19 protein-coding genes (1 of these 19 running past the window's edge) are annotated in these 25,620 nt (G+C 69.1%); 13 read left to right on the top strand and 6 right to left on the bottom strand.

Annotated features, from left to right (window positions below; translation table 11 throughout):
• Window positions 1-6: 6 nt before the first annotated feature.
• Window positions 7-861 carry a class I SAM-dependent methyltransferase gene (locus NNI01S_RS14715; protein WP_063020664.1) on the bottom strand — a complete coding sequence of 285 codons (855 nt, stop codon included), beginning with the start codon at window positions 859-861 and terminating at the stop codon, window positions 7-9.
• Window positions 862-926: 65 nt separating this feature from the next.
• Window positions 927-1,790 (bottom strand): LysR family transcriptional regulator, encoded by an 864-nt coding sequence (locus NNI01S_RS14710; RefSeq protein WP_245676142.1) that lies wholly within the window; start codon window positions 1,788-1,790, stop codon window positions 927-929.
• 156 nt (window positions 1,791-1,946) lie between these two features.
• On the opposite strand from NNI01S_RS14710, the gene NNI01S_RS14705 reads away from it, so the two are divergent.
• The 6 genes from NNI01S_RS14705 to NNI01S_RS14680 all read left to right on the top strand — a co-directional run bounded on the left by NNI01S_RS14705 (window position 1,947) and on the right by NNI01S_RS14680 (window position 7,293).
• Window positions 1,947-3,389 (top strand): form I ribulose bisphosphate carboxylase large subunit, encoded by a 1,443-nt coding sequence (locus tag NNI01S_RS14705; RefSeq protein ID WP_063020662.1) that lies wholly within the window; start codon window positions 1,947-1,949, stop codon window positions 3,387-3,389.
• A gap of 20 nt (window positions 3,390-3,409) precedes the next feature.
• Window positions 3,410-3,832 carry a ribulose bisphosphate carboxylase small subunit gene (locus NNI01S_RS14700; RefSeq protein WP_063020661.1) on the top strand — a complete coding sequence of 141 codons (423 nt, stop codon included), beginning with the start codon at window positions 3,410-3,412 and terminating at the stop codon, window positions 3,830-3,832.
• A complete protein-coding gene (locus tag NNI01S_RS14695) occupies window positions 3,822-4,826 on the top strand; it encodes an AAA family ATPase (RefSeq protein WP_063020660.1) in 1,005 nt (334 codons plus the stop codon). The genes NNI01S_RS14700 and NNI01S_RS14695 overlap by 11 nt, the downstream gene beginning before the upstream one ends.
• Window positions 4,827-4,841: 15 nt before the next feature.
• Window positions 4,842-5,918 carry a class 1 fructose-bisphosphatase gene (locus NNI01S_RS14690; RefSeq protein ID WP_063020659.1) on the top strand — a complete coding sequence of 359 codons (1,077 nt, stop codon included), beginning with the start codon at window positions 4,842-4,844 and terminating at the stop codon, window positions 5,916-5,918.
• 11 nt (window positions 5,919-5,929) lie between these two features.
• Entirely contained in the window at window positions 5,930-6,808 is an 879-nt protein-coding gene (locus NNI01S_RS14685) for a phosphoribulokinase (protein WP_063020658.1), read from the top strand.
• 83 nt (window positions 6,809-6,891) lie between these two features.
• Window positions 6,892-7,293, top strand: coding sequence for a nuclear transport factor 2 family protein (locus NNI01S_RS14680; protein WP_063020657.1), 402 nt, complete (start codon window positions 6,892-6,894; stop codon window positions 7,291-7,293).
• On the opposite strand, the gene dinB is transcribed toward NNI01S_RS14680, so the two are convergent.
• Window positions 7,290-8,531: a DNA polymerase IV gene (dinB, locus tag NNI01S_RS14675; protein ID WP_063020656.1), complete on the bottom strand. Its 1,242-nt coding sequence runs from the start codon at window positions 8,529-8,531 to the stop codon at window positions 7,290-7,292. The genes NNI01S_RS14680 and dinB overlap by 4 nt on opposite strands.
• 115 nt (window positions 8,532-8,646) lie before the next feature.
• Here dinB and NNI01S_RS14670 point away from each other — a divergent pair, with 115 nt between their 5' ends.
• The 5 genes from NNI01S_RS14670 to NNI01S_RS14650 all read left to right on the top strand — a co-directional run bounded on the left by NNI01S_RS14670 (window position 8,647) and on the right by NNI01S_RS14650 (window position 12,828).
• Window positions 8,647-9,027, top strand: coding sequence for a BlaI/MecI/CopY family transcriptional regulator (locus NNI01S_RS14670; protein ID WP_084488800.1), 381 nt, complete (start codon window positions 8,647-8,649; stop codon window positions 9,025-9,027).
• Window positions 9,024-9,974 carry a M56 family metallopeptidase gene (locus NNI01S_RS14665; protein WP_063020655.1) on the top strand — a complete coding sequence of 317 codons (951 nt, stop codon included), beginning with the start codon at window positions 9,024-9,026 and terminating at the stop codon, window positions 9,972-9,974. Before NNI01S_RS14670 ends, NNI01S_RS14665 begins: the two co-directional genes overlap by 4 nt.
• A gap of 18 nt (window positions 9,975-9,992) precedes the next feature.
• Window positions 9,993-11,102 (top strand): DNA glycosylase AlkZ-like family protein, encoded by a 1,110-nt coding sequence (locus tag NNI01S_RS14660; RefSeq protein WP_063020654.1) that lies wholly within the window; start codon window positions 9,993-9,995, stop codon window positions 11,100-11,102.
• Window positions 11,103-11,215: 113 nt separating this feature from the next.
• The gene (locus NNI01S_RS14655) at window positions 11,216-11,839 is read left to right on the top strand and encodes a TetR/AcrR family transcriptional regulator (RefSeq protein WP_063020653.1); all 624 of its coding nucleotides are present in this window, start codon (window positions 11,216-11,218) and stop codon (window positions 11,837-11,839) included.
• The gene (locus tag NNI01S_RS14650) at window positions 11,836-12,828 is read left to right on the top strand and encodes an NADP-dependent oxidoreductase (protein ID WP_063020652.1); all 993 of its coding nucleotides are present in this window, start codon (window positions 11,836-11,838) and stop codon (window positions 12,826-12,828) included. Before NNI01S_RS14655 ends, NNI01S_RS14650 begins: the two co-directional genes overlap by 4 nt.
• A gap of 25 nt (window positions 12,829-12,853) precedes the next feature.
• Here the strand turns inward: NNI01S_RS14650 and NNI01S_RS14645 are convergent, their stop codons facing one another.
• From NNI01S_RS14645 to NNI01S_RS14635, 3 genes are all read right to left on the bottom strand, one after another.
• On the bottom strand, window positions 12,854-13,015 hold the full coding sequence (locus tag NNI01S_RS14645) for a DUF3140 domain-containing protein (RefSeq protein WP_157114792.1): 162 nt from the start codon (window positions 13,013-13,015) through the stop codon (window positions 12,854-12,856).
• 19 nt (window positions 13,016-13,034) lie between these two features.
• Window positions 13,035-13,253: a hypervirulence associated TUDOR domain-containing protein gene (locus NNI01S_RS14640; protein ID WP_063020651.1), complete on the bottom strand. Its 219-nt coding sequence runs from the start codon at window positions 13,251-13,253 to the stop codon at window positions 13,035-13,037.
• Window positions 13,254-13,486: 233 nt separating this feature from the next.
• Window positions 13,487-14,356, bottom strand: coding sequence for an NAD(P)-dependent oxidoreductase (locus NNI01S_RS14635; RefSeq protein ID WP_063020650.1), 870 nt, complete (start codon window positions 14,354-14,356; stop codon window positions 13,487-13,489).
• Window positions 14,357-14,498: 142 nt separating this feature from the next.
• On the opposite strand from NNI01S_RS14635, the gene NNI01S_RS14630 reads away from it, so the two are divergent.
• Together NNI01S_RS14630 and NNI01S_RS34500 are read left to right on the top strand one after the other, a co-directional pair.
• On the top strand, window positions 14,499-14,858 hold the full coding sequence (locus tag NNI01S_RS14630; protein WP_063020649.1) for a winged helix-turn-helix transcriptional regulator: 360 nt from the start codon (window positions 14,499-14,501) through the stop codon (window positions 14,856-14,858).
• A 167-nt stretch (window positions 14,859-15,025) separates the two neighbouring features.
• Window positions 15,026-25,620, top strand: the start of a protein-coding gene (locus NNI01S_RS34500) for a type I polyketide synthase (RefSeq protein WP_169812971.1). The gene runs 10,987 nt beyond the window's last position; the window shows 10,595 of its 21,582 coding nt (coding positions 1-10,595); the start codon lies at window positions 15,026-15,028; its stop codon lies beyond the right edge, outside the window.

Genomic DNA, 25,620 nt, shown 5'->3' with positions numbered 1-25,620 from the left:
TCCCGCTCAGACGTGCCGGAAGCGGATGATGCCCGACCACGGGTTGCGCATGGGTTTGCGTGGGTCGGGCTGGGGCAGATAGGTGAATGGGCGCAGGTACCACGGTGCGCGGCGGAATTTGCGGGCGTGCAGCAGCAGGCTTTCCAGTTCGATCGGCTGCCAGCCGAGGTTTTCGAAGAAGCGGACGCCGTTGGGGGGCTCGAATTTCATCGGTGCGTTGGCGAAGGTGTCGCCGGAACGCATCTTCTTCATGCCCAGGCTCAGGTCGAGCAGCCACCAGGCGATCTCCGGTCGGGCCAGGGCGTTCGCCAGATCGGTGACCGTCGGCGGGTCGAGGTACATCAGTAGGCCCTCGGTGAGCACGAGGGCTTTCGATGCGGGGGCGTCGACCGGGCCGATCGTGCCGAGCGCCTCGTCGAGGAATTTCGCGCGGGCGTTGGGGTCGGCGAGATCGACCGCTCGGCGGATGAGCACGCAGTGCGGCGTCTGATCGGCGAGCGCGTCGTCCTTCTCGGCGACGATTCCGGGCAGATCCGCCTCGATCCAGAGCAGTTCGGCCGGGAGATCCAGCCGGTAGGGGCGGGTGTCCAGGCCGGCCGCGAGGTTGAGGACGCGGTCGCAGCCCTCGGCAATCGCTTTCGTGATGAGGTCGTCGATCAGCTTGGTCCGGGTGACGATCGGCCACCCGCCCCGCATCATCCGAGGTGCGCTGTCGGCGATGGCGTGGCCGCGTTCTCCGGCCAGCCGGTCGGCCAGCGGATCGTGGAAGAGTGCGTCCGGGCGCGTCGTCTCGCGCGCCCGATAGGCCGCGACCCAGCGCGCGGTGTCCGACACGTTGGACGGTATGTCCCCTCGAGTCATGCGGGCCAGTCTGTCATATCGGTCCGGCGGCTGCCCCGCACCGGCGCTCCGGTACGAGACGAGGATCAGTGGGGGTGAAAGACGTCGGAGCCGACCTCGGCGGGGTCGAGCAGATGGGTGAGGAACAGGCGGGTGGTGGGCGTCGGAGTGCGGGTGGTGATGGCATGCCATGGACGGTCCAGGGGGGTGCCCTCGACCGGGAGGACGCGCAGCACGCCGTTCTCCAGGTCTTGGGAGATGGCGTCGCTGTGAATCAGCGTGACGCCCAATCCTTCCCGCGCTGCGGCCAGGACGGCGCCGTGAGAACCGAGGGTGAGGGTGGCCGGTTCGATCCGGAGTTGTTCCAGTAGGCCGAGGGTGGCCTCCCGGGTGCCCGAGCCGCGCCCGCGCAGCAGCCATGTGGTGTGCAGCGGGTCGAGCTCGGGCAGTCCGACCACGACCAGGCGGCTCGGCCGCCGAGCGCGCACCACTAACCCGGTGTCGCGCGGCGGGCGGCCCGCGATGACGAGATCCGTTTCGTGGTGCTGCAATTCGAGGAACAGCGCGTCGCGCGGATGCACCGACAGGCTCAGCTCGATGTCGGGGAACCGGCGGCGGAACGACGCGAGCGGCCGCAGCAGGACGTATTCGCCCGCGGTGGCGACCACGCCGATCCGCAGGCGCCCGGTCTCGGCGCGGCGTACGGCGGCTTGCGCCTCTTTCATCAGGCCGAGGATGCCGCGGCAGTACTCGGCGTAGACGCGTCCGGACTCGGTGAGCGTGATGCCGCGCCCGGCCTTGGCGAGGAGTTCGGCGCCGAGCTGTTTCTCGATGTGTGCGACGGCCGCGGAAACGGCGGCCTCGGTGATGTGCAGTTGCGCCGCGGCGCGGCGAATGCTGCCGTGGCGGGCGACGGCCAGGAAGGTTTCCATCCGAGCCGCGCTCACCATACCCACCGAACGACGGTAACAAACTCAACGAAAACGTTGGGTATCGCGAGGAACAATCAAATTGTTTGTCGGTATCCGGCCCGTCATCCTGGAAATCCCAAGGCACGCCCGTTCACCCGGGTGCGGGTGTCCCGCAGCGGCACAGCAGGAGGAACGATGGCCGAAGAAATCGAACGCGACCGCTGGGATCCGGGTGTCCAATCCTATGCGTCGATGGGGTATTACGCGCCGGACTATCAGCCGTCGGAGACCGACGTGCTCGCCGTGTTCCGGGTGACCCCGCAGCGCGGCGTCGACCCGATCGAGGCGGCGGCCGCGGTGGCGGGCGAGTCCTCCACGGCGACGTGGACGGTGGTGTGGACCGACCGGCTCACCGCGCACTCGCGGTATCAGGCGAAGTGCTACCGCATCGACGAGGTACCCGGACGGCCGGGCGAGTACTTCGCTTATGTCGCTTACGATCTCGACCTGTTCGAGGAGGGGTCGATCACCAACCTGACCTCCTCGATCATCGGTAACGTGTTCGGGTTCAAGCCGCTGCTCGCCCTGCGGCTGGAGGACATGCGCATTCCGGTGGCGTACGTGAAGACGTTCCAGGGGCCGCCGCACGGCACCGTGATGGAGCGCGAATATCTCAACAAATTCGGCAGGCCGCTGCTGGGCGCGACGGTGAAACCGAAACTCGGGCTATCCGCCCGCAATTACGGGAGGGTGATCTATGAGGCGTGCAAAGGCGGCCTGGATTTCACCAAGGACGACGAGAACATCAACTCGCAGCCGTTCATGCGCTGGCGCGACCGCTACCTGTTCGCGATGGAGGGCGTGAATCGCGCGATGGCCGAGACCGGCGAGATCAAAGGCCACTACCTCAATGTGACCGCTGCGTCGATGGAGGAGATGTACGAGCGCGCGGAATTCGCCAAGGAACTCGGCAGCGTCGTGATCATGATGGATCTCACCGTGGGATTCACCGCGATGCAGTCGATGTCGCACTGGGCGCGCCGCAACGGCGTGCTGCTGCATCTGCATCGGGCGGGGCATTCCACCTACACGCGGCAGAAGACGCACGGCGTCAGCTTCCGAGTGCTGGCCAAGTGGTGCAGGCTGATCGGCGTCGACCATCTGCACGCGGGCACCGTGGTCGGGAAGCTGGAAGGCGATCCGGCGACCACCAAGGGGTTCTACGACACGTTGCGGGACAACCACATCCGGACCGAGCCGGCCAACGGGATCTTCTTCGACCAGTACTGGGCGAGCCTGCCCGGTGTGATGCCGGTGGCCTCCGGTGGCATCCATGCCGGGCAGATGCATCAACTGCTCGACCTGTTCGGTGACGACGTGGTGCTGCAGTTCGGCGGCGGCACGATCGGGCACCCGCTCGGCATCGCCGCGGGCGCGGAGGCGAACCGGGTCGCCCTCGAGGCGGTCGTGCAGGCCCGCAACGAAGGCCGCGACCTGCTGAAGGAGGGGCCCGAGGTGTTGCGCAAGGCGGCCGAGATCTGCCGTCCGCTCGACGTCGCCCTGGCGACCTGGGGCGATGTCACCTTCGACTACACCTCCACCGACGCGCCGGACGCCGTGCCGACGGCCAGCCGCTGACCGACCCGGAAGGAAACCCGATGTATCTCAGGCACGGAACGTTCTGCTACCTGCCGCCGCTGACCGACGAGCAGATCGCCGCCCAGGTGCGCTACGCGCTGCTCAACAGCTGGCCGGTGTCCATCGAGTACACCGACGATCCGCATCCGCGCAACGCCTACTGGGAGATGTGGGGCCTGCCGTTGTTCGATCTCGACGAGCCCGACGGTGTGCTGGCCGAGATCAACGCGTGCCGGGCCACCTTCCCGCGCCATTACGTGCGGGTGCTGGCCTATGACGCGCGCTACACCAGGCAGACGACGGCGCTGAGTTTCCTGGTGCAGCGGCCGCCCGACGAGCCCGGCTTCGTGCTGACCCGCACGGAGGGGCCGGATCGCAGGCAGAAGTACGGCCTGCACTCGTACGCGACGACCGTCCGCCCGGGAGAGCGGTATGGCGGCTGAGCGCAACGGCTCCGGATTCCGTCTGCACCGGCCGGGGACCGACGTCCCCGGCGCGGTGCGGACGGCGCCCGCTGAACCCGAGGAGCCGGAAATTCTGGGCGAGGACGCGGTGCTCGATCTGTCGGCCGACGTCGCCGGGCACGACGTCGAGGAGACGCTGCGCAAGCTGGACGCGGAGCTGATCGGGCTGGCCCCGGTGAAGCGGCGGGTTCGTGAGATAGCGGCGCTGCTGCTGATCGACCGCGCGCGCCAGCGATTCGGGCTGACCTCGTCGCGGCCCACTATGCACATGAGCTTCACCGGTGGACCGGGGACGGGCAAGACGACGGTGGCGCTGCGGATGGCGCAGATACTGCATGCTCTCGGCTACATCCGCAAACCGAAGGTGCACACCGTCACCCGGGACGATCTGGTGGGCCAATTCATCGGGCACACCGCGCCCAAGACGAAGGAGGCGCTGGCCAAGGCGGCGGGCGGCGTGCTGTTCATCGACGAGGCCTACTACCTGTTCCGGCCGGAGAACGAACGTGACTACGGGCAGGAGGTGATCGAGATCCTGTTGCAGGAGATGGAGAACGAGCGCGCCAGCCTGGTGGTGATCTTCGCGGGCTACCCCGACCGGATGGACCGCTTCTTCTCGGCCAATCCGGGCCTGTCCTCACGGGTGGCCCACCACCTGGAGTTCGCCGACTACACCCATGCGGAACTGCTGGCCATCGCCGAACTCATGGTGGCGGCGGAGAACTTCCATTTCGAGGACGCGGCGCGGATCGCGTTCGGGGAGTACCTGGAACGCCGGATGGCTCGTCCGCGCTTCTCCAACGCGCGCAGCGTGCGCAATGCGCTGGACCGCTGCCGGTTGCGGCAGGCCAAGCGTCTCGTCGAGTTGCGCAAGCCGCTGACCAAGACCGATTTGATCACGCTGACCGACCGGGATGTATACGGCAGCAGCGTGTTCACCGACCCCGGGCCCACCGCGCGAGCCCCACGGTGACGAGATCGAGGCGTTATGCCAGAAGGATTGAAGACCCTCACCCGCTACACCATCGAGCAGGAGCATCGCCATCCCGGATCTTCCGGTGAGTTCTCCGCGCTGGTGAACGTGATCGCGACCGCCACGAAGATCGTCGCCAATCAGGTCACCCGCGGCGCGATCGCCGGATCGCTGGGCGCCTCGGAGCCGGACAACCTGCCGCCGACGGTGCATCGCAAGCTGGACGCGATCAGCAACGACATCATGGTCGCCGAGACACAATGGACGGGGCATCTTTCGGCGTTGCTCTCCGAACAGATCAATGAAATCCATCCGGTGCCCGCGACGCATCGGCGTGGGAAGTATCTCCTGGCGTTCGATCCTTTGGACGGTTCGTCGAACATCGACGTGAACCTCCCGGTGGGCACCATCTTCAGCGTGCTGCGCGCACCCGCGCTCGGCGACGGTCCGGCCGCGGAGGACTTCCTGCAGGCCGGGGTCGAGCAGGTGTGCGCGGGGTTCACCCTGTACGGGCCGGCGACCATGCTGGTGTTGACGACCGGCAACGGCGTGGACGGGTTCACGTTGGACCGTGAGATCGGCGCGTTCGTGCTGACCCACCCGCGGATGCGTATTCCCGAGAACACCTCCGGGTTCGCTATCAACGCGGCCAACGAGCGATTCTGGGAGCGACCGGTGCGCCGCTACGTGCAGGAATGCCTGGACGGCGTGGACGGGCCGCGGGAACGGGATTTCAACATGCGCTGGGTGGCCTCGCTGGTCGCCGACACCTTCCACATCCTCACTCGGGGTGGGGTGTACCTGTATCCGCGCGACACCCGCCCGCCCGCGCGCCCGGGGCGGGTGGCTTTGCTCTACGGCGCCAATCCGATCGCGTTCATCGTCGAACAGGCCGGTGGCGCGGCGACGACCGGCAGCGAGCGGGTGCTGGAAGTGATGCCCGGCGACGTCCACCAGCGGGTGCCGCTGATCTTCGGTTCCCGCAACGAAGTCGAGCGCATCGAGCGGTATCACCGCGAGCCCGACGAGGGGCCCGGCTTCGACAGCTCGCTGTTCGGCAGGCGGTCGCTGTTTCGTCCGGCCCAGCGCTGAAGAGGAGAACCATGTCGGTCAAGCATCCGGTCGTCGCCATCACCGGGTCCTCCGGGGCGGGGACCTCCAGCGTGACCCGGACCTTCCAGGAGATCTTCCGCCGCGAGGGGATCACCGCGGCGATCGTCGAGGGCGATGCGTTCCACCGTTACGACCGCAACGAGATGAAGCTGGCGATGGCCGAGGCCGAGCAGAACCGCAATGTGCGGTTCTCGCATTTCGGTGAGGAAGCCAACCTGCTGAAGGAATTGGAGACGCTGTTCCGCGACTACGGCGAGACCGGCGTCGGGACTGTGCGCCGGTACCTGCACGACGAGGCCGAGGCCAAGCCCTACGGCCAGCCGCCGGGCACCTTCACGCCGTGGGAGGAGTTGACGCCGGGCAGCGACCTGCTGTTCTACGAGGGGCTGCACGGCGCGGCGGCCACCGCCACCGTGGATGTGGCCCGCTACACCGATCTGCTGGTCGGCGTCGTGCCGATCATCAACCTGGAGTGGATCCAGAAGGTCATCCGGGACAAGACCGAGCGCGGGTACTCCAGCGAGGCCGTGATCGATACGATCCTGCGGCGGATGCCGGACTACGTCACCTACATCTGCCCGCAGTTCTCCCGCACCTACGTCAATTTCCAGCGGGTGCCGACCGTGGACACCTCCAATCCGTTCATCGCGCGCAGCATTCCGACGGCGGACGAGAGCTTCGTGGTGATCCGGTTCGCCGACCCGAAGGTGATCGACTTCCCCTATCTGCTGTCGATGCTGCACGACTCGTTCATGTCGCGGACGAACTGCATCGTGGTGCCCGGCGGGAAGATGGAGCTGGCCATGCAGCTGATCTTCACGCCGCTGATCCTGCGGTTGATGGACAAGCGGCCGAAACGGTCGTATTGACCGGTCGCGGGTTCCGGAACGGGTGAATGTGGGCTACTGTCGAGCCGACCCTATTCACCTAGTTGCATATGCGGAGGTGCCGGATGAACGCGTTCCGTGCGGCCGTCGAGGCCGGGGACAGCGCGGCCATGGAGGAGTTGCTCGCCGAGAACGTGGTGTTCACCAGCCCCGTGGCGTTCAAGCCGTATCCGGGCAAGGCGATCACCGCCGCGATCCTGCGCGGGGTGATGCGGGTGTTCGAGGACTTCCGATATGTCCGGGAGATCGCCGGGGCCGACGGCCGCGATCACGCGCTGGTGTTCGAGGCGACCGTCGACGGCAAGACCGTGAACGGCTGCGATTTCCTGCATTTCGACGAGGACGGCAAGATCGACGACTTCATGGTGATGGTGCGCCCGCTCTCCGGCGCCCAAGCCCTGTCGGCCGCCATGGGCGCGCAGTTCGAGCGCATCCAGCAGGAAGCGCTGGCGGCCACCCGAGGCTAGTCGGGCAGGAGCGGTACCGAGAGGCCCTCGCCGCGATGCAGTAGGGCGGCGCGGGTGACGGCGGCGGAGCCGAAGCGCTTGCGCAAGTCGTCGAGGGTCGCGTCGAGGGTGTTGGCGGCGCGGGCCTGGAACGGCAGGGTGAGCTGGACGCTGTCGGCGTCGTCGAGGTTGGTCAGCGCCAGGCCGATCAGGGTGAGGCCGCGTTCCTGGATGAGCGGCATCGCGCCGGTGAGCAGACCGCGCGCCGCGAGCACGATCGTCTCGGTGTGATCGGTGGCCTCGGCCAGGGTGTGCGAGCGGGTGGCCCGGGTGAAATCGTCGAAACGCAGGCGCAGCACCACGGTTCGGCACACCCGGTCGGCGGCGCGCAGCCGTCTGCCCAGCCGATCGGTGAGCCCGTGCAGGTAGGCCTCGATCTCGTCGGGCGGACGGTGCTTGCGGCCGAGGGCGCGCTGGGCGCCGATCGAGCGCCGCCGCCTGCCGGTCTCGACGCGGCGCGGGTCCCGTGCCCAGGACAGGGCGTAGAGATGGCGGGCGGCGGCGGGCCCGAGAATCGCTCGCAGCGGGCGCTCACCCAGCTCGGCCAGCTGGCCCACCCGGGTGATGTCGTGCTCGTGCAATATCCGGGCGGTGACATCGCCTACGCCCCATAGTCTTTCGACCGGCAGCGGATGCAGGAACTCCACCTCGCGGTCGGGTGGTACCAGCCGCAACCCGTCGGGCTTGGCGACGGCGCCGGCCACCTTGGCGAGGAACTTGGTGCGGGCGATCCCCACGGAGATGGGCAAGCCGACCCGGTCGCGGACTTCCGCGCGTAACCGCGTCGCGATGGTTACCGGCTCGCCCGCGATCCGGCGCAGCCCGCCGACGTCGAGGAACGCCTCGTCGATGGAGATGCCCTCCACCACGGGCGTCGTGTCGCGGAAGATCTCGAAGACGGCTCTGCTCGCCTCGGCGTAGGCGGACATGCGTGGCGGCACCACGATGGCGTGCGGGCACAACCGGCGCGCCTGCGCGCCGTTCATCGGAGTGCGCACGCCGAACGCCTTGGCCTCGTAGCTGGCGGCCAGGACGACGCCGCCGCCGACGATCACCGGTTTGCCGCGCAGCCGCGGGTCGTCGCGCTGCTCGACCGACGCATAGAACGAGTCGAGGTCGGCGTGCAGGATCGATGCCTCCGCGCGCGCGAGTATCCGGGGTCGACCGGATCGGGAGACGGGCGCGTCGGGCACGAACATATGTTCGCATGGAGGTCCGACAGTCCCGGATCTACTGGTTGCCTCCGTAGTAACTCGTCGTGGACGGTAACCTGTTCCCACGGCGGGGTACAGCTCGGATGAGGGAGTCGGTACGGTGCGTGGATTCGGGGATCTGGAGGCGGTGATCATGGACCGCATCTGGGATCAGGACGCAGAGGACACAACGGTGCGCGAGATCTTCGACGAACTGTCGGCTCAGCGTGACATCGCCTATACGACGGTGATGTCGACCATGGACAACCTGCATCGGAAAGGCTGGCTGGCGCGCGAACGCGCCGGGAAGGCCTATCGATATTGGCCGACCCTCACCAGGGAAGAACACAGCGCCCGGCTCATGCTGGAAGCGCTCGGTTCCGGCGGACGTTCGGACCTGGTGCTCAGTCACTTCGTCGATCGGATCAGCGCCGAGGAATCGGCCGGGCTGCGTGCTGCGCTACGCAGACTGGCGGCGCGCAAGTCACCAGAAGCGCCGTGAGCCTGGCCCTCGCGCTGACGCTGTACGGCGGCGTCGTGGCGACTTTCGGTCCCCCGGTGTTGCGCAGTCTGACCCATCGCGGCATCGCGCCGCGACTGGGCGTGATCGCCTGGGTGGTCGCGATCGTCGGTGCGCTCAGCGCCTGGGGAATCGCGGCGGCAGTGCTGACCGTCGAGTTCGCCACCTACTGGGGACATCCGAAGGACGCGCTCAGCGCGTGCGCCTCGTTCCTGTGGACTCCGATGCACGTGCACGGCGACGCGGCCGGCCGGGCGGCGACGTTCGCGGTGGCTGCGCTGGTGGCCACCGGCACGTTCGCGTTGGTGGCGCGCGCGGTGGGTGTCGTCGTGGACATGCGCAGGCGCACCACCGTGCACGCGCGGGCGGTCCGCCTCGTCGGCAGGCCGGTGCCGGGTATCGGCGCGGTCGTGCTCGACTCGCCGGAACGGCAGGTGTACTGCGTGCCGGGAAGGCCCGACACCATCGTGGTCACCACCGCCGCCCTGGAGGCGCTGGACGGCGACCAGCTCGCCGCGGTGCTCGCCCACGAACGCGCGCACCTGTCCGGCCGGCACGCGGCGTTGACGTCGGTGCTGCGCGCGGTGGCCACCACGCTGCCGGGTTTGCGGTTGTTCACCGTCGGCGCCGCCGAGATCGCCCGGCTGCTGGAGATGTGCGCCGACGACAAGGCCGCCGACGAGCACGGTTCGCTGCCGCTGCTGGGTGGGCTGCTGGCCATCGTGGGCATCGTCGAACCCACGCCCCCGGGGGCGCTGGCCGCGGCGGGCACAGCGGTACTGGCCCGCGCCGAGCGGCTGGCCGATCCGGTCGGCGCGATCCGGCGCGCCACCACCCGCACCGCCTTGCTCGGCGTGATCACGATCACGGTCACCGGGTCCGCACTTGCCGCCGCCACGGTCGCCGGTGCCGGTGCGCTGCTGAGCTGAGTACGAGAAGGAGTGCGAGTGCGGGCCACCTGGGATCAGGTCTTCGCCTGGCGGTTGCATCGTCAGTATGTCGGGTCCCGCACCGACGGGGGCGCGGAAGCGATCGCCGCGCGACTGGGCGGCGTACAGGCTCAGGTCACCTCCGCGGCGGAACTTGCGGTCGCCCTGCGCAGCACGAAACCCGAGTCCGGCGCGCTGGTTCGCGCACTCGACGACGGCACGCTGATGAAGACCTGGGCGATGCGCGGCACTCTGCACGCACTGTCGCCAGACTTGGCTGCCGCCGCGCTCGCGCTCATCGGTTCCGCGCGCACCTGGGAGAAGCCGTCCTGGCAGAAGACTTTCGGCGCCTCGCCCGCGGAGGTCGCGGCGTTGACCGAGGCGGTCGCCGAGGTGCTCGCCGCCGCCGTGCTCACCCGGGAAGAACTCGTCGAAGCCCTGATATCCGCGCCGCAGTTCCACCGGCTCGGGGAAGAATTGCGCTCCGGGTGGGGTGCGCTGCTCAAACCGCTGGCCTGGCAGGGCGCGCTGTGCCATGGACCGGCGCGGGGCAGCAAGGTGACGTTCACCAGTCCGGCGCATCTGGTGCGCGACTGGCCCGGCCTGCCCGAGCCGGACGCGGCGGCGCGGGCAGCGATCCTCGCCTATCTCAGCGCCTACGGCCCGGCGACGCCGGAGACCTTCGATGCCTGGCTCAGCCGCAACAGCCTGCGCAAGACCACCGTGCGGCGCTGGTTCGCCGAACTGGGTGACCTGCTCACCGAAGTGGACGTCGAGGGCCGCCGCGCCTTCCTGCCGACCGGCCGGGCCGATGAATTGGCCGCCACCGCGCCGAGCCGGACGGTGCACCTGCTGGGCGCCTTCGACCAGTACGTGCTCGGGCCGGGCACCGGTGACACCGTCGTGCTGCCTGCAGCCCACTGTGCGAAAGTGAGCCGCACCGCGGGCTGGATCTCACCGATCGTCGTGGTGGACGGACGCATCGCGGGCGTCTGGGAGCTCGCCGAGGATGCTGTCGAGATCACCATGTTCGATGGGGCGCCGTTGCCGAGGCGCGGGCTGGACGCGGCCGTCGCGCACGTCGCGCTGGCGGCCGGACGCGAGAACCTCACGGTGCGGGCTGGGTAGCTCGCGCATGCGATGACGTCTCCTTCTGCATGAGTTCGTCCATTGAATTACGATCATAATATTATGATCGTAATGTAATGTCGATAGGGACACCGAACCCGAACGGAGCACCCATGGCCAGGTACGGCGCTGATCACAAGGACGCGACGCGACGACGGCTGATCGACGCCGCCGCACGCAGGTTCAAGCGCGACGGTCTCGACGGCTCGGGCATCGCGTCCCTGGTCGGCGACGCCGGGTTGACCAACGGCGCGTTCTACGGGCACTTCACCTCGAAGGGCGATCTTGTCGCGAATGTCGTCGCAGATCAGCTCGCGGCCCAGCGCGCGATGATCGAGGCGATGCCCGACGGGCCCGAGGGGTTGGAGCGCTTCATTCGCGAGTACCTGTCCCCGGCCCACCGCGATGACCGAGAAAACGGATGCCCGTCGGCCGCGCTGCTGGACGAGATCAGCCGCTGCGACACCCAGATCCGTGACGCATACACGACCGGCATACGGTCCGTCCTCGCCCTCATCGCACACCGCCTGGACCCGGCGGATCCCGAGGCTTCCTACGATCGGGCGACAGGGCTGTTCACCGCACTGATCTGCACCTTGCAGCTGGCCCGTGCGCTCACCGATCGCGAACTCTCCGATCGCGTCCTCGCCGCCGGCCTCACCAACGCCCTGGCGCTGGCCCAGCCGCGGGCAACCGTCTCGAGCTCGCCACAACAGGAAGGATGGAAGCACCGATGAAGGCATTCGTGGTCGACCACTACGGCGAGGACGGACTCGAGCCCGCCGACATCCCCACCCCGACGCCGGGCCGCAACGACGTCCTCGTCGACATCCGCGCGGCGGGCATCAACCCGCTGGACAAGATGGTGCGCAATGGCGAATTCAAGCGACTGCTCAAATACGAAACGCCCTTCGTCCTGGGGCATGACCTCGCTGGAGTCGTGACTGCCGTCGGGGAGGACGTGCACGAGTTCGAAGTCGGCGACGAGATCTACGCAAGACCAAGGGATTTGCGGATCGGAGCCTTCGCGGAGGCCATTGCGATCGACGTCGCCGACGTTGCCCGCAAGCCGGGCTCGCTGTCGTTCGAGCAGGCTGCCGCGGTGCCGCTGGTGGCACTGGCCGCTTGGCAGGCACTCGTCGAGACCGCCGCCCTTCAGCCTGGACAGAAGGTGCTGGTCCACGCGGGCGCCGGCGGTCTCGGATCGACGGTCATCCAGGTCGCCAAGCACCTCGGAGCCTTTGTCGCCACCACCGCGCACACCAAAGACCTCGACAAGGTCCGGGCGTTGGGGGCCGACGAGGTCATCGACTACACCACACAAGACTTCACCCGGGAGCTGTCCGGCTACGACGTCGTCCTCGACTCTCTCGGTGTAGCCAGCCTGCGGAAGTCGCTGACCGTACTCGCCCGCGGTGGTATCGCGATCAGCGTCGTCGGACCACCCGACCCGGGCTTCGCCAAACAGATCGGTCAGCCGCTGCTCGCACCCGTCATGTACCTGATGAGCCGCAAGATCCGCGCCCAGGCCAAGAAGCTGGGCACGCGCTACGCGTTCTTCTTCATGCGAGCCGACGGTAACCAGCTCGCGCATCTGGCCGCGCTCTACGACCAGCAGATCCTGCACCCCGTGCTCGACCGGACCTTCCCATTCGCCGACACCCCCGAGGCGATGGCCTACGTCGAGCACGGCAAAGCCAACGGCAAGATCGTGATCACACACTGACTCGCAATCCATCGGAGTGACAGCGTCAGGTCCGGGTGTCGCGTGGCCCCCGGTCGCGAGTCGACTCGCCGCCGCTCTCCGCTTTCTGTCCCACCGATTTCGACTCGTCGGTGTCGAGCCACCGGCGTAATTCCTTCGCCGTCATATCGACCACGTCGGCGAATTCGGCGCGTGCATCTTTCTTCATGGCGGTTCCGATTTCGCTGTCACTCGTTCCGTCGGCGGAGAGCGCCGGGTTTGTGCACCGCGTCCCGACCGCTTTTCGCACTGCGCACCCGATACTGCGGATCTTCCTCGGATGCCCGGACGGTCCGGCCCGCGGCCTCGGTATCGGAGGTGATCACCTCCTCCACCTCGCCTTCGGCGGTACCGCCGTGACTGCTCCACTCCACCTCGTCACCTTTGCTGAACGGTCGCTTGCTCATGGCCGATCCTTCTCTGTCCCGTTTCAGATGTAGACTTCGCGCACGTGGTACCCGTGCGTGTCTACCGGAAACGGATAGCTGAATCGGTGCGTGGTTGCGCATGCGCCGGATCGAGGAGCATCCGGCCGCGCCGGTCAGCAGGACTGCGATTGCTCGGCGCCGCGCGGGTTCATTGCCGCGACCGGCGCCGAGCAATTCGGCAAGCACGAGAAGGTGAATTCGCGGCGCGCGGGTCAGAGGAGTTCTTCAAAAGTGCGTTCGAACCCCAGCGCACCGCGGCCGTCTGCCACCTGACGGTCGAGAAGGTTTTTCAGGGGGGCGACGAAGTCGAGCGTGATATTCGCGTCGCGACTGGCGCGGTTGATCGCGTCGAGCGCGGCTTTGTGAAATGCGATCGATTGGACGGGGTCGGTGTAGGCGGCGGTGTCGATGACGGCGCCCTGGTGTGGCAGTGACCCGGTCATCGCGCTGACCCACCCGGCGGCTCGCCGGCCGAATTCCGCGGCGGAGACGCCGACCGAGCGCATCATCGCCGCACCGTGCAGGAAGCCGCCGAACATCGCGTACATGGTGGCGAGCAGGGCGAAGTCGTAGGTCGAGGCGAAGCCCGCGTCCTCACCGAAGTATTCTGCGGCGGCGAGCAATTCGAGAGTTTCGCGGTGCGCGTCGAAGACCGCCTGCGAGCCGCTGTAGAGGATGGCTGCGCCGGGCAGTCCGATCATGGGTGGCACCGCCATGATTCCGCCGTCGAGGTACTCGCAGTCGAGTCCGGCCGCCCAGGCGGCGAGTTCGCGCGCCTCTCCCGGGGCGGTGCTGGTGAGATTGATCAGTTGCCGTCCGGCCAGCCGGTCGGCCACGGGGTCGAGCGTGGCATGCACCGACGCGTGGTCGAGCAGGACCGCGATGATCGGACCGCCGGCATCGATCGCCTCGGCGAGGGTCGCGGCTCGGACGGCTCCGGCGGCGAGGAGCTCGGTGTCCTTGCCCGGGGTGCGATTCCAGACGGTCACCGGCACGCCGGCCTTCGAGAAGGTCGCGGCCAGTGCGCGGCCCATCGCGCCGAGGCCCAGGATGGTCGCCGGGGTCTTCGTGGTCTCCGCCATTGCGGGGTCAACTCCTTGGGATAGGGAAACGTCCTGGTCAGCGCGCTGCGACCAAGATTGCTCGCTATCCTGCGGGGAGGCAAGTACCTACTATTTTGTCCGGTACTTACCCATTGGTTTGTGAGCAGGTGGAGAGGTTGCGATGAGCACGAAAAGGTCGGGACCGTACTTCTGCGGCATCGACGCCGCGATGGACGTCGTCGGCGGGAAGTGGAAGGCACTGATCCTGTGGGAGCTGGACAACCACGGCGTCCGGCGCTTCGGCGAACTGCGTAAGGGGCTGCCGGGGGTCTCGGAGAAGATGCTGATCCAGCAACTGCGCGAGCTGGAGGAGGACGGCATCGTCAGCCGAACCGTGTATCGCGAAGTGCCGCCGCGAGTGGAATACCGGCTGACCGAGGTCGGGGTCGCGCTCGACGCCGCGCTGGAACCGTTGGGCGCGTGGGGACGCGACCGGATCGAACGGATCGGCGCGTCCCGCAGGCAGCCCCAGTCGGAGTGAATCCTTCAAAAGTGAATGTTTCACTCGGGCAACATCGTTGAGCGAAAGATCAAGCTACTAGTTGGTAACTTTAGTTACCTTTGTGCATACATCGTGTAATTGACGCATAACCGGGCCCGTCGTATGTTCCACGTCACAACTTTGGCAAGATGTGGGTGACGGCGCGGATGTCGGATGATGGGTATGACCTACGGGTCTTGCTGACGCGGGCGCTCCGCCGAATTCAGGAGCTGGAGGCGCGGCGGCAGCGTGAGCCGATCGCCGTGGTGGGTATCGGCTGCCGTTTTCCCGGCGGCGCGCAAACCCCGCAGCAGTACTGGGAACTGCTGTCCTCGGGTCGCGGCGCGATCGTCGAGGCGCCGCAAAACCGTTGGGCCGTCCTGGATTCGGAGCCTCGGCGAGCTCGGCGGCGGGCCGGTCTGCTGGCCGGGCCGATCGATGCCATCGATGCGGGCTTCTTCGGGATCGCGCCGCGCGAAGCGGCGTCGATGGATCCACAACAGCGACTTGCGCTCGAAGTGGCTTGGGAGGCAATGGAAGACGCCGCCCTGCTGCCCGACAGCCCGGCCGCGGCCCGCGCCGGAGTGTTCCTCGGCGTCAGCTGGCAGGAGTACCAGCGCACGATCACCCCGGACTGGGTGAAATCGGTGGACACGCACACGCTCACCGGCACGATGTCGAGCATCGTGGCCGGGCGGGTGTCCTACGCGCTCGGGTTACGCGGGCCCGCGGTGGCGATCGACACGGCGTGTTCGTCGTCGCTGGTAGCGGTGCATCAAGCGTGTCGCAGTCTGCGCGCGGGGGAGTGCGACGTCGCGTTGGCGGGTGGGGTGAATCTCCTGCAATCCGAACTCACCTCGGAGGCGCTGGCCCGCATGGGCGCGCTGTCACCCGACGGGCACTGTCGCCCCTTCGACGCCCGCGCGAACGGGTATGTGCGCGGCGAGGGCGCGGGTGTCGTCGTGCTGAAGACGCTGTCGCGGGCGATCGCCGACGGTGACGCGATCCGGGCGCTCATCCGAGGCTCGAGCGTGAACCACGACGGTCGTTCCATGGGCCTCACCGCGCCGAACCCGACGGCACAGCGGGAACTGCTGCGCGACGCGCTGGCCGACGCCGGGTGCTCTGCCGACCGGATCGGCTATGTCGAGGCGCACGGCACCGGCACGCCACTGGGCGATCCGATCGAGATCGACGCGCTGGCCGGGGTTCTCGGTGCGCCGCGCCCGGACGGGTCGGTGTGCCTGCTGGGTTCGGTGAAGTCGCAGATCGGTCACCTCGAGGCGGCCGCGGGCATCGCCGGGCTGATCAAGGTGGTGCTGCAACTGCAGCATGAGCGAATCCCGCCCCAGCATGATTTCGCCACGTTGAACTCGAAGATCACGTTGGACGGCACCGCGCTGGCGCTCCCGACCCGCGAGGTCGCCTGGCCGCGCACGGATCGACCCCGGCTGGCGGGGGTGAGTTCGTTCGGTTTCGCGGGCACAAACGCGCATGTCGTGCTGGAACAGGCGCCCGCATCGCAGCCCCGCGTGGTACCGGAGGGCCCTGCACTGCTTGCTCTTTCGGCGCGTACCCCGGCTGCGCTCGACACGCTCTCGCGCCGTTACGCGGAGCAGTTGCGTCGGCCGGAGACGCCGCTCGCCGATGTCGCTGCCACCGCGGCGCTGGGGCGCACACATTTCGCGCGTCGGCGCGTGGTCGTGGCGCGTACCGCCGAGGAAGCGGCCCGCGAACTCGCGCTCCCGTCAGGTCGGTCTACCGACTCGGATGCGGGGAGGCCGCGGATCGCGATGTTGTTCACGGGGCAAGGCGCACAGTATGCGGGGATGGGCGCGGCGCTCGACCGCAAGTACCCGGCTTTCCGCGCGGCGCTCGATCGCTGTGACCAGCTGCTCGAACCGCTTCCCGGCGGCATGCGGTTACGGACGGTGTTGTTCGAGGCGAGCGACGAGTTGCTGACCCGCACCGAATACGCGCAACCGGCGCTGTTCGCGATCGAATGGGCCTGCGCCGAATTGTGGTCGGCGTTCGGGGTGCGTCCCGACGTCGTGCTGGGGCACAGCCTCGGTGAACTGGTGGCGGCGACCGTCGCGGGAGTGTTCGACCTCGCTGCCGGATTGCGTTTGGCCGCCGAGCGCGGTCGCCTGATGCAGGCAGTGGAGCAGCGGGGGGCGATGGCGGCGGTGTTCGCCGCGCCCGCGCAGTTCGAAACACTCCTGGACGAGCTCGCGGCGAGTGTGTCGGTGGCCGCGGTGAACGGGCCCGGGCAGTTCGTGGTCTCCGGAGCGGTGGACGCGGTGGACCGGATCGTGCGCGCCGCCGGGGAATGGTCGATCCGCGCGGTGCGGCTTCCCGGTGCGACGGCCTTCCACTCGCCGCTGCTGGATCCGATGCTGGACGATTTCGAGGCCGAGGTCGCCGCGCTGGTGCCCGACCCGCGTGCGGCGGCGATTCCGCTGGTGTCGAATGTGACCGGCACGCGGATCGAGACTCGCATGGATGCCGCGTACTGGCGTGCGCACGCTCGCGGCACCGTCCGGTTCGCCGAGGGTGTGCGATCGGTCGCCGAGCTGGGCGTGGACGCCTACCTCGAAGTGGGACCGCACCCGGTGCTGCTGGAGTTCGGGCGGCCGACCGCCCCCGGTGCTCTGTGGCTGCCGAGTATGCGCCGAAGTGCCGGCGACGACGAAGTGTTGCTGACCGGCCTCGGCGAGTTGTACCGCGCCGGTGCGGAGATCGAATGGAGCGCGGTGGTACCCGAGGGTGCGCGACGACGCAACGACCTGCCCACCTACCCTTTCGAGCGGGAGCGGTTCGCCGTGCCGAACGCGAGCCCGTCGCCGAGCGCCGGATATCTTGCCGAGCATCGGTTCCGGGACCGCGCGGTGGTGCCCGCGGCGGACCTCGCGCTGCGCGCTTTGCGTGCGGCCGGAGGGACCGATCGTGAGCTGATCGACTTCGTGGCCGCGCGGCCGGTGCCGCTGGAGGAATTGGCCGAGCCGTTCGTGTCCGAAGCGGAGGACCGCACCGAAGTGCGGTTCCATGTCGAGAACGGCGATGTCATCGCCGTGTCCGCGTCGGTTCGAGCCGCTGAGGACCGGCCGGACGATGCCGCTGACCTGTCCGCGGCACAGCTCGCGCTGTCCACCGATTGGGATGCGGCGGACTTCTACCGCCGGTGCGCCGACGCCGGATTGACCTTCGGTCCCCGATTCCGCTGGATCACACGATTGTGGTCCGGCGAGGGCAGCGTGCTCGCGGAATTGCGGCGCCCGGTGGAACTCGCCGGCGAATCGGACGCCTGGCTTCCGTGCCTGCTCGACGCCGCGGTCCAGACCGGTCTCGCGCTCGTGGCCAGGGATACCGACGCGGCTCGACTGCCGGTCGGTATCGGTCGTCTGCGTTTGTCCGGCCAGGACGCGGGCGCCGGTGCGTGGGCGCTGGCCGAGCGCACCGGCCGCACGGTTCGCATCACGGTCTTCGATACCGCCGGAGCCGTGGTCTGCGATATCGAAGACGTATGGTTCGCCGAGTCCGGCACCGCCGGACAGTCGCAGGATCGGGATCGCATGTCCGGCCTCACGCATCGTCCGACGTGGACGGCCGCCGCGGTGTCGCCGCGCGGACGGGGACCCGCCGCCGCGTTGGTGGTCGGCGTCGGTCCGCAGGCCGACCGGCTCGCCGCCGCCTTGCGCGCCGCCGGTACCGATGCCGTGGCGGTCGAACGCACAACGGATCCGGCGGTCGGGACCGATGCCCGCGCGGTGATCTACCTCGCCGACACCGAGGCGGACGACAGCGCCGACGCCGCGCGGCGGGAAACGCATTTCGCCTTGGGCGTGGTGCGGCAGATGGCTCGGAGCGTCATCGACGCTCCGTTGTCCGTGGTGACCGTCGGGGCAACCGGCGCGCTGCCCGGGGAACCCGTGCGCCCTGCCGCCGCGGCGCTGTGGGGATTGGGCGCGGTGGCGCGCACCGAACTGCCCGAATTGCGCTGTCGCCTGATCGATCTGCCCATCGGCGCACACTGCGACGACCACCGCCTGGTGAGCGAAATCGTCTCGGGCGCAGACGAACACGCGGTCGCCCTGCGCGGACGGGACCGTTACACCCCGCGGATGCAGCCCTCCGACGACCTCGGCGCCATGCCTCGCCTCGATCGTGGCGGCGCGTATCTGATCACGGGCGGGCGCGGAGCGTTGGGGTTGACCGCCGCCCGGGTCCTGGCCGAAGCCGGTGCGGGCACGATCGTGCTGGCCGGTCGCAGCGCCCCGGTTCCGGAAGGCGAGCGGGAAGTGGCGCGGATCGCCGCCCTCGGCGCGCGCGTGGAGTCCGTGGTGGTCGACAGCGCGGATCGAGTGGCGTTGGCGCGTCTGCTCGCTCGCTTCGGGAACGGATTTCCGAGGCTGGCCGGGGTGGTGCATTGCGCGGGCGTTCTGGACGACGCCCTGCTGATCGAGCAGACCGCGGATCGCGTCGATCGGGTGTTCGCGGGGAAGGTCGCCGGTGCGTGGCACCTGCACGAGCTGACCGCGGACAGGTCGCTGGAGCTGTTCGTGCTGTTCTCGTCGGTCAGCGCCGTGGTCGGCACCGCGGGGCAGGGCAACTACGCCGCGGCGAACGCGTATCTCGATGCCCTCGCTCGCCTGCGCGCGGCGCGGGGCCTGCCCGCGGTGAGCATCGCGTGGGGCCCGTGGGCGAGCACCGGCATGGCCGAGGGACTCGGCGATGCGGCGCGACGCGCCTGGGCGGGTCACGGCGTTTCCGAACTGGCTGTCGAGGACGGCGCCCGAGCGCTGCGCTCGCTGCTGGCGGCCGAGGGCGTCGTCGCGGTATTCCCTGCGGCTGCTGCGGTTCCGGCGAAGGCGGAAGCGATTACTCAGCTCGATGCGCGAGAGGCCCGGGATCCGCAAGAGCCGGCGGAACTGCTGGAAATCGTGCGCACCCATGCCATGACCGCGCTGGGCCGCACGACGGCGATCTCCGACCGCGCGCCGCTGCGCGAACTCGGACTGGATTCGATGATGGCCGTCGAACTGCGCGACGCGCTCTCCGCCGATCTGGGGGTGCGGCTTCCGGCGACCCTGCTGTTCGATCATCCGACTGTCGCCGCGGTGTCCGAGGAGGTCGCCCGGATCAGTGCGAAGGCTGCCCGTCGCACGGCACGAGAGCAGGCCGAACGACGACCGATCACGCGCATCTCCGAGCAGCTCACCACCCCGGTGTACCCAACCGAACTCCCGGTTACACCTAGTACACCGAACGTGTCGCAGCTCACAGCAGGCGAAAACGGCGCTGCCCCGGACGATTACGCCGACGCGATCGCGATCATCGGCATGGGCTGCCGTTATCCCGGCGCAGTCCGCGGTCCCGCCGACTTGTGGCATCTGCTGGACACCGAGACCGACGCGGTGACCGAGGTGCCCGCGCACCGCTGGGATGCGGACGCCTTCTTCGACCCGGACCCGGACGCCGAGGGCAAGACCTACACACGCTGGGGCGGGTTCATCGACGGGGTGGAGGACTTCGACGCCGGGTTCTTCGGTATCTCCGTCGGCGAGGCGCGGATGCTGGACCCGCAGCAGCGTTTGCTGCTCGAAACCGCCTGGGAAGCGCTCGAACACGCAGGTTATCCGGTCGGCCGCCTGGAGGGCAGCCGGACCGGTGTGTTCGTCGGGCTGATGTCCAATGACTATGCCGAACGGATGGCGCGCGCCGACATCGCGCCCGATGCCTGGTTCGGCACCGGCAATCTCTCCAGCGTCGCTTCCGGGCGGCTGTCGTACTTCCTCGGCGCGAACGGTCCCAGCCTCACCATCGACACCGCGTGCTCGTCGTCCTTGGTGACGGTGCACACGGCGGTGCGCAGCCTGCGCAGCGGCGAATGCGATCTGGCGCTGGCCGGTGGCGCCACCGTGGTGCTCACCCCCTCGCTCGACATCTACTTCGCGCGGGCGCGCGGTCTGGCCGCCGACGGCCGGTGCAAGAGCTTCGATGCGCGCGCCGATGGCGTGGTCTGGAGTGACGGCGCGGGGATGCTCGTGCTCAAGCGGCTGGCCGATGCCCGCCGCGACGGCGATCGGGTGCTGGGACTGGTGCGCGGATCGGCGGTCAATTCCGACGGCCGCAGTCAGGGGTTGAGCGCACCGAACGGTCCGGCGCAGGAACGGGTCATCCGCGCCGCGCTCACGGACGCGGCGCTCGAGGCGCAGGACGTCGACTACGTCGAGACGCACGGCACCGGCACGGCGCTGGGCGACCCGATCGAAGTGAACGCTCTCGCCTCGGTGCTGGGGGAGAGTCGCACCGAAGCGACGCCGCTGTGGATCGGATCGGTGAAGTCGAACCTCGGCCACACCCAGGCGGCGGCGGGCATCGCGAACATCATCAAGGTGATCGAGGCTCTGCGGCACGAGCGCATTCCCGCCTCGCTGCACTTCCGTTCCGGCAATCCACATATCGACTGGGATTCGGTCGCGGTCCGCGTGGTCGCCGAACAGCGGCCGTGGCCACGGGCACAGCGACCGCGGCGGGCGGGGGTCAGCGCGTTCGGAATCAGCGGGACGAACGCGCACGTGGTGCTCGAGGAAGCGCCGCCGACATCGGACTCCGGAGCCGCCGACGACGCCGGACCCCATCTGCTGGTCCTGTCGGCGAAGAGCGCCGATGCGCTGCGTGCACTGGCGGCTCGCTACCGGGATCTGCTGGCCGCCCGCCCGCAGACCGCGCTGGTGGATTTGTGCGCGTCCGCCGCGGTGGGCCGAACCCACTTCGACGTGCGTGTGGCCATCGGCTTCGACACCGCCGCGCAGTTGCGCGCCGCGCTCGAGGATCTCGCCTCGGGGGTCGTCACGAGCGGTTCGGTCGTCGAGAAGTCGACCGGGTCGGCAGACCTGGCCCGCCGGTATGTCGACGGCTCGGACATCGACTGGGCGGCAGTGTATTCCGGTCGCCGGTGGCGCCATATCGATTTGCCGACCTACCCGTTCCAGCGCAAACGGCACTGGCTGGAGCTGACGCCGCGCCCAGCGGACACGCACTCCTCGCGCACCTTGCGGCTCACCCCGGAGATGTTCGAAGGGCACCGCCTGCACGGTGTGCCCACGGTGCCCGCGGCGTGGCTGTGCGTTCAGTTGGACGAGATGGCCGCTCAACTGCCCGGGTCCTGGGAAGTCACCGGGCTGCGACTGGTCGAGCCGCTGGCGGTCACCGCCGAAACGGTGGTGCGGGTCGAACTCGAGCACGGCCCGGACGGTTACGGTGTGCATTTCGTTCACCCCGATGCCGGATCGATCAGCTTTGCGCAGGCGAAACTGACTGCGGAAAAACAGGATTCGATAGCGCCGCCTGAGGCTGTGACGCTCGACCCGGATGCGCGGATATGGCCCGCCTACTACGACACGGTGGCCCGGCTGGGCCTGGACCTGGGTACCGAATACCGCTGCGCCCTCGAATTCCGGCGGCTCGGTGACACCGAAGCCGAGGCCGTGTTCCGGGTGCCTGCCGACCGCGCCACGGTGCTCGATCCGATCCTGCTCGACGCCTGTCTGCACACCCTCGTGGTGACCGCACGCGCCGAGGGGTTGTTCTTGCCTTCCAGGGTGGGTACAGCTCGATTCTTCGGCGGCCCGGCGGCCGGGGACGCAATTGTCCGGTGCCGGGTGCGGGTGACCGAGCAGAGTGCGCGCGTCATCGTCGGTGACGCCACGCTGCACTCGGCCTCCGGGCGACCGCTCGCCAGTGTGCACGGGGTCGAACTGCTGGCCGCGATGTCAGGGGCCGTATCGAACCCCGTATCCGACGAACCGGATTCGTCCCGGTTCACCCGTCTGCTGCATCACGTGGAATGGGTGCCCGTCGAGCGTGGGGCGTTCAGCACAGGGGAGCCCGCGGGCCGCTGGTTGATCCTCGCGGACAGCCCGGTCGGTGACGCCGTCGCCGCCGAGCTGGCTGCGCGCGGCGCGGAAACAGTGGTCGTTCGCCCGGATGATGCGGCCGATCCGTTTACGTCGGCGTTCCGCGGTGTCGTCTTCGGGTGGACCGCCGCGTCGGCCCAGACCCGCGTCGATGCCGTCCTGCGGCTGACGCGCGCAGTGGACGCGGCGGCGCACCGACCGTCGGCACTGTGGTTGCTGACCGTCGACGCCCAGCACGTCACTCCGGCCGACCGGCCGGATCCCGACCAGGCGCTGCTGTGGGGTCTCGGGCGCACGCTGGCCGCCGAGCATCCCGAGTTCGGGTGCCGGTTGCTGGATCTTCCCGCCGGATTCGCCGCGGACAGGATCGTCGACGGTCTGCTCAGCGACCGCTCCGGTGAGTTCGCGATCCGCGACGACCGTTGGCTGGCAGCTCGTCTCGCCGACGGGCCAGCGCCCTCCGCCGAGTACCGATTGGTCGCGGACCGCTCCGGCGAATTCGACCGGATGCGGCTGGTTTCCGGTCTCCGGCGGCCACCGGCGGCCGGAGAGGTCGAAATCGCCGTCGCCGCTACCGGTCTCAATGCCAACGACCTGTGGGTGGCCTCGGGCATTCATCCCCTGGGTGTGCTGCCGTTGGGTTCGGAGTGCGCGGGCCGGATCACCGCGATCGGCGCCGGTGTCGAGGGGCTCGCGGTCGACGACCGCGTCGTCGCCTTGGCGAGTGCGAGCTTCGCCAGTCACGTGACGGTCGACCAGGGCATGGTGGCACTGCTGCCGGATCACCTGTCGTTCACCGAAGGCGCGACGGTGCCCTACGCCTTCGCCGCCGCGTGGCATGCGCTGTTCGAGCTCGGCGGACTGCGCGCCGGGCATCGTGTGCTCGTCCACGGCTCCGCCGACGGCATCGGTATGGCCGCGGTCCAGCTGGCCGCGCACGCCGGTGCGCAGGTGTGCGTGCCCGGCGCGCTGCGTCGCTGGGCGCAGCACGCGGGCCTTCCGGTGACACACATCGACACTTGGCGCAGCCACGGGTTGGGCGAGCGCGTGCGTACGGCAACCGCGGGGCACGGACTGGATGTCGTGGTGCACACCCTCGGGGACGGTTTCGCGGCGCAGGCCCCCGAAACATTGTGCGAGGGGGGCCGATTCGTCGAGATCGTGGATCCGGTGCAGAGCGGCGCGATCGAGCGGCCCGACGGCGTCGGACATCGGGCTTTCGATCCGGCCACTGCCGACCCGCGGCAGCTGGGCGCCGGCCTGCGCGAGGTGATGGCGCTGTTCGAACAGCGTGCGCTGACCGCGCTGCCGCACGCGGTGCACGGCATCGATCGTGCCGCCGAGGCGTTCCGCGCCATGGCGCACCGAGATCATCCCGGCCGTGTCGTGGTGGCGGCCCGGGACTCCCCCGCTGCCGCGCGCGACGACCGGCTGCCGGAAGGCACCTATCTGGTGACCGGAGGTTTCGGCGGCCTCGGCGCCGCGGCCGCGCGGTGGCTGTGCGAGCGCGGTGCGCGACATCTGGTGCTGGTGGGCAGGCGCGCACCGGACGCGGCGGGAGCGCGCCTGGTGGAATCGCTACGCGCGACCGGTGTGCGCGTGACGGCGCGGCAGGCGGATGTCGGCGACCGCGCGGCCGTCGCGGCGCTGCTGCAGGGCGTCGCGGAATCCGGGCTCGCGCCCCTGCGCGGAGTCATCCACTGCGCGGGAGTGCTCGACGACGGCGTGGTGACCGAGCAGACGTGGTCGAGGTTCCAGACCGTGCTGGGACCGAAATATCACGCGGCGCGCCACCTCGACGAACTCACCCGCGACCAGCCGCTGGAACTGTTCGTCACCTACTCCTCCGTGGCAGGCGTGCTCGGCACCCCGGGCCAGGCGAACTACGCCGCGGCCAACGCCGCATTGGATGCGCTGGCCTGGCGCCGGCGTGCCGAGGGTCTGCCCGCGCTGAGCATCGCGTGGGGCCCGTTCGCCGATGTGGGTATGGCCGCCGATCGGGCCGATGTCACCGCGCGGCTCGCGCGGCGCGGGCTGCCGCCGCTGTACGAGGCCGATGCGGCCACGGCGCTGGAACATCTCCTCCGGTCCGGCAGCACCGCCCCGGGCGTCTTCGAGTTCGTGCCCGATCGGTGGTACGCGCAGCGGACGCCGCACGTCACGGCGGCCGCCCCGCCGCGGCCTCGGCCGGAGACCGCGGGCGCTCCGGAAACACCGGATGCTCTCGCGCCCTGGGAGGCTCTCGTCCAGCGCGTCGCGATGCGTGTGCTGGACCGAGCCGCAGCCCTCGACCCGGAAGTGCCACTGCACGACACGGGCGTGGACTCGCTGACGGGAATGGAGTTGCGGGCGGCGCTCGCCGCCGAGGTCGGGATGCCGCTGCCCGCCGGGCTCGTCTTCGACTATCCGACCGTGCGGGACATGGCGCAATTCCTGCACCGCAAGGGCGCGGCCGCTCCCGCTGCGGTACAGGACGAGATCGCCGAGGTGCCTCTGCCCACATCCTCACCGTCGGAGACGTCGTCCGCGGAACAACCTGTCGAGCAGCAGTTTTCGACCGAGCGCGAGCTCGGAAGCGACCAGGACGACGACCCGATCGTCATCGTCGGCATGAGCTGCCGCTTCCCCGGCGGGGTACGCACACCCGAGGACTTCTGGGAACTGTTGTGGCACGGCCGTGACGCGATCACGGAGGTGCCGCCGCAGCGTTGGGACATCGACGCCTACTACGACCCGGATCCGGCTGCGCTGGGCACGATGTACACCCGCTGGGGCGGGTTCGTGGACGGCGCCGACGAATTCGATCCCGCCTTCTTCGGCATCGGCGCGGCGGAGGCGCGGGC

This window comes from Nocardia niwae NBRC 108934 = DSM 45340 (assembly GCF_001613465.1).
GTDB classification, from domain to species: Bacteria; Actinomycetota; Actinomycetes; order Mycobacteriales; family Mycobacteriaceae; genus Nocardia; species Nocardia niwae.
The sequence above is the reverse complement of the archived record's forward strand: the minus strand, read 5'-3'. Positions and strand labels throughout refer to the sequence as shown.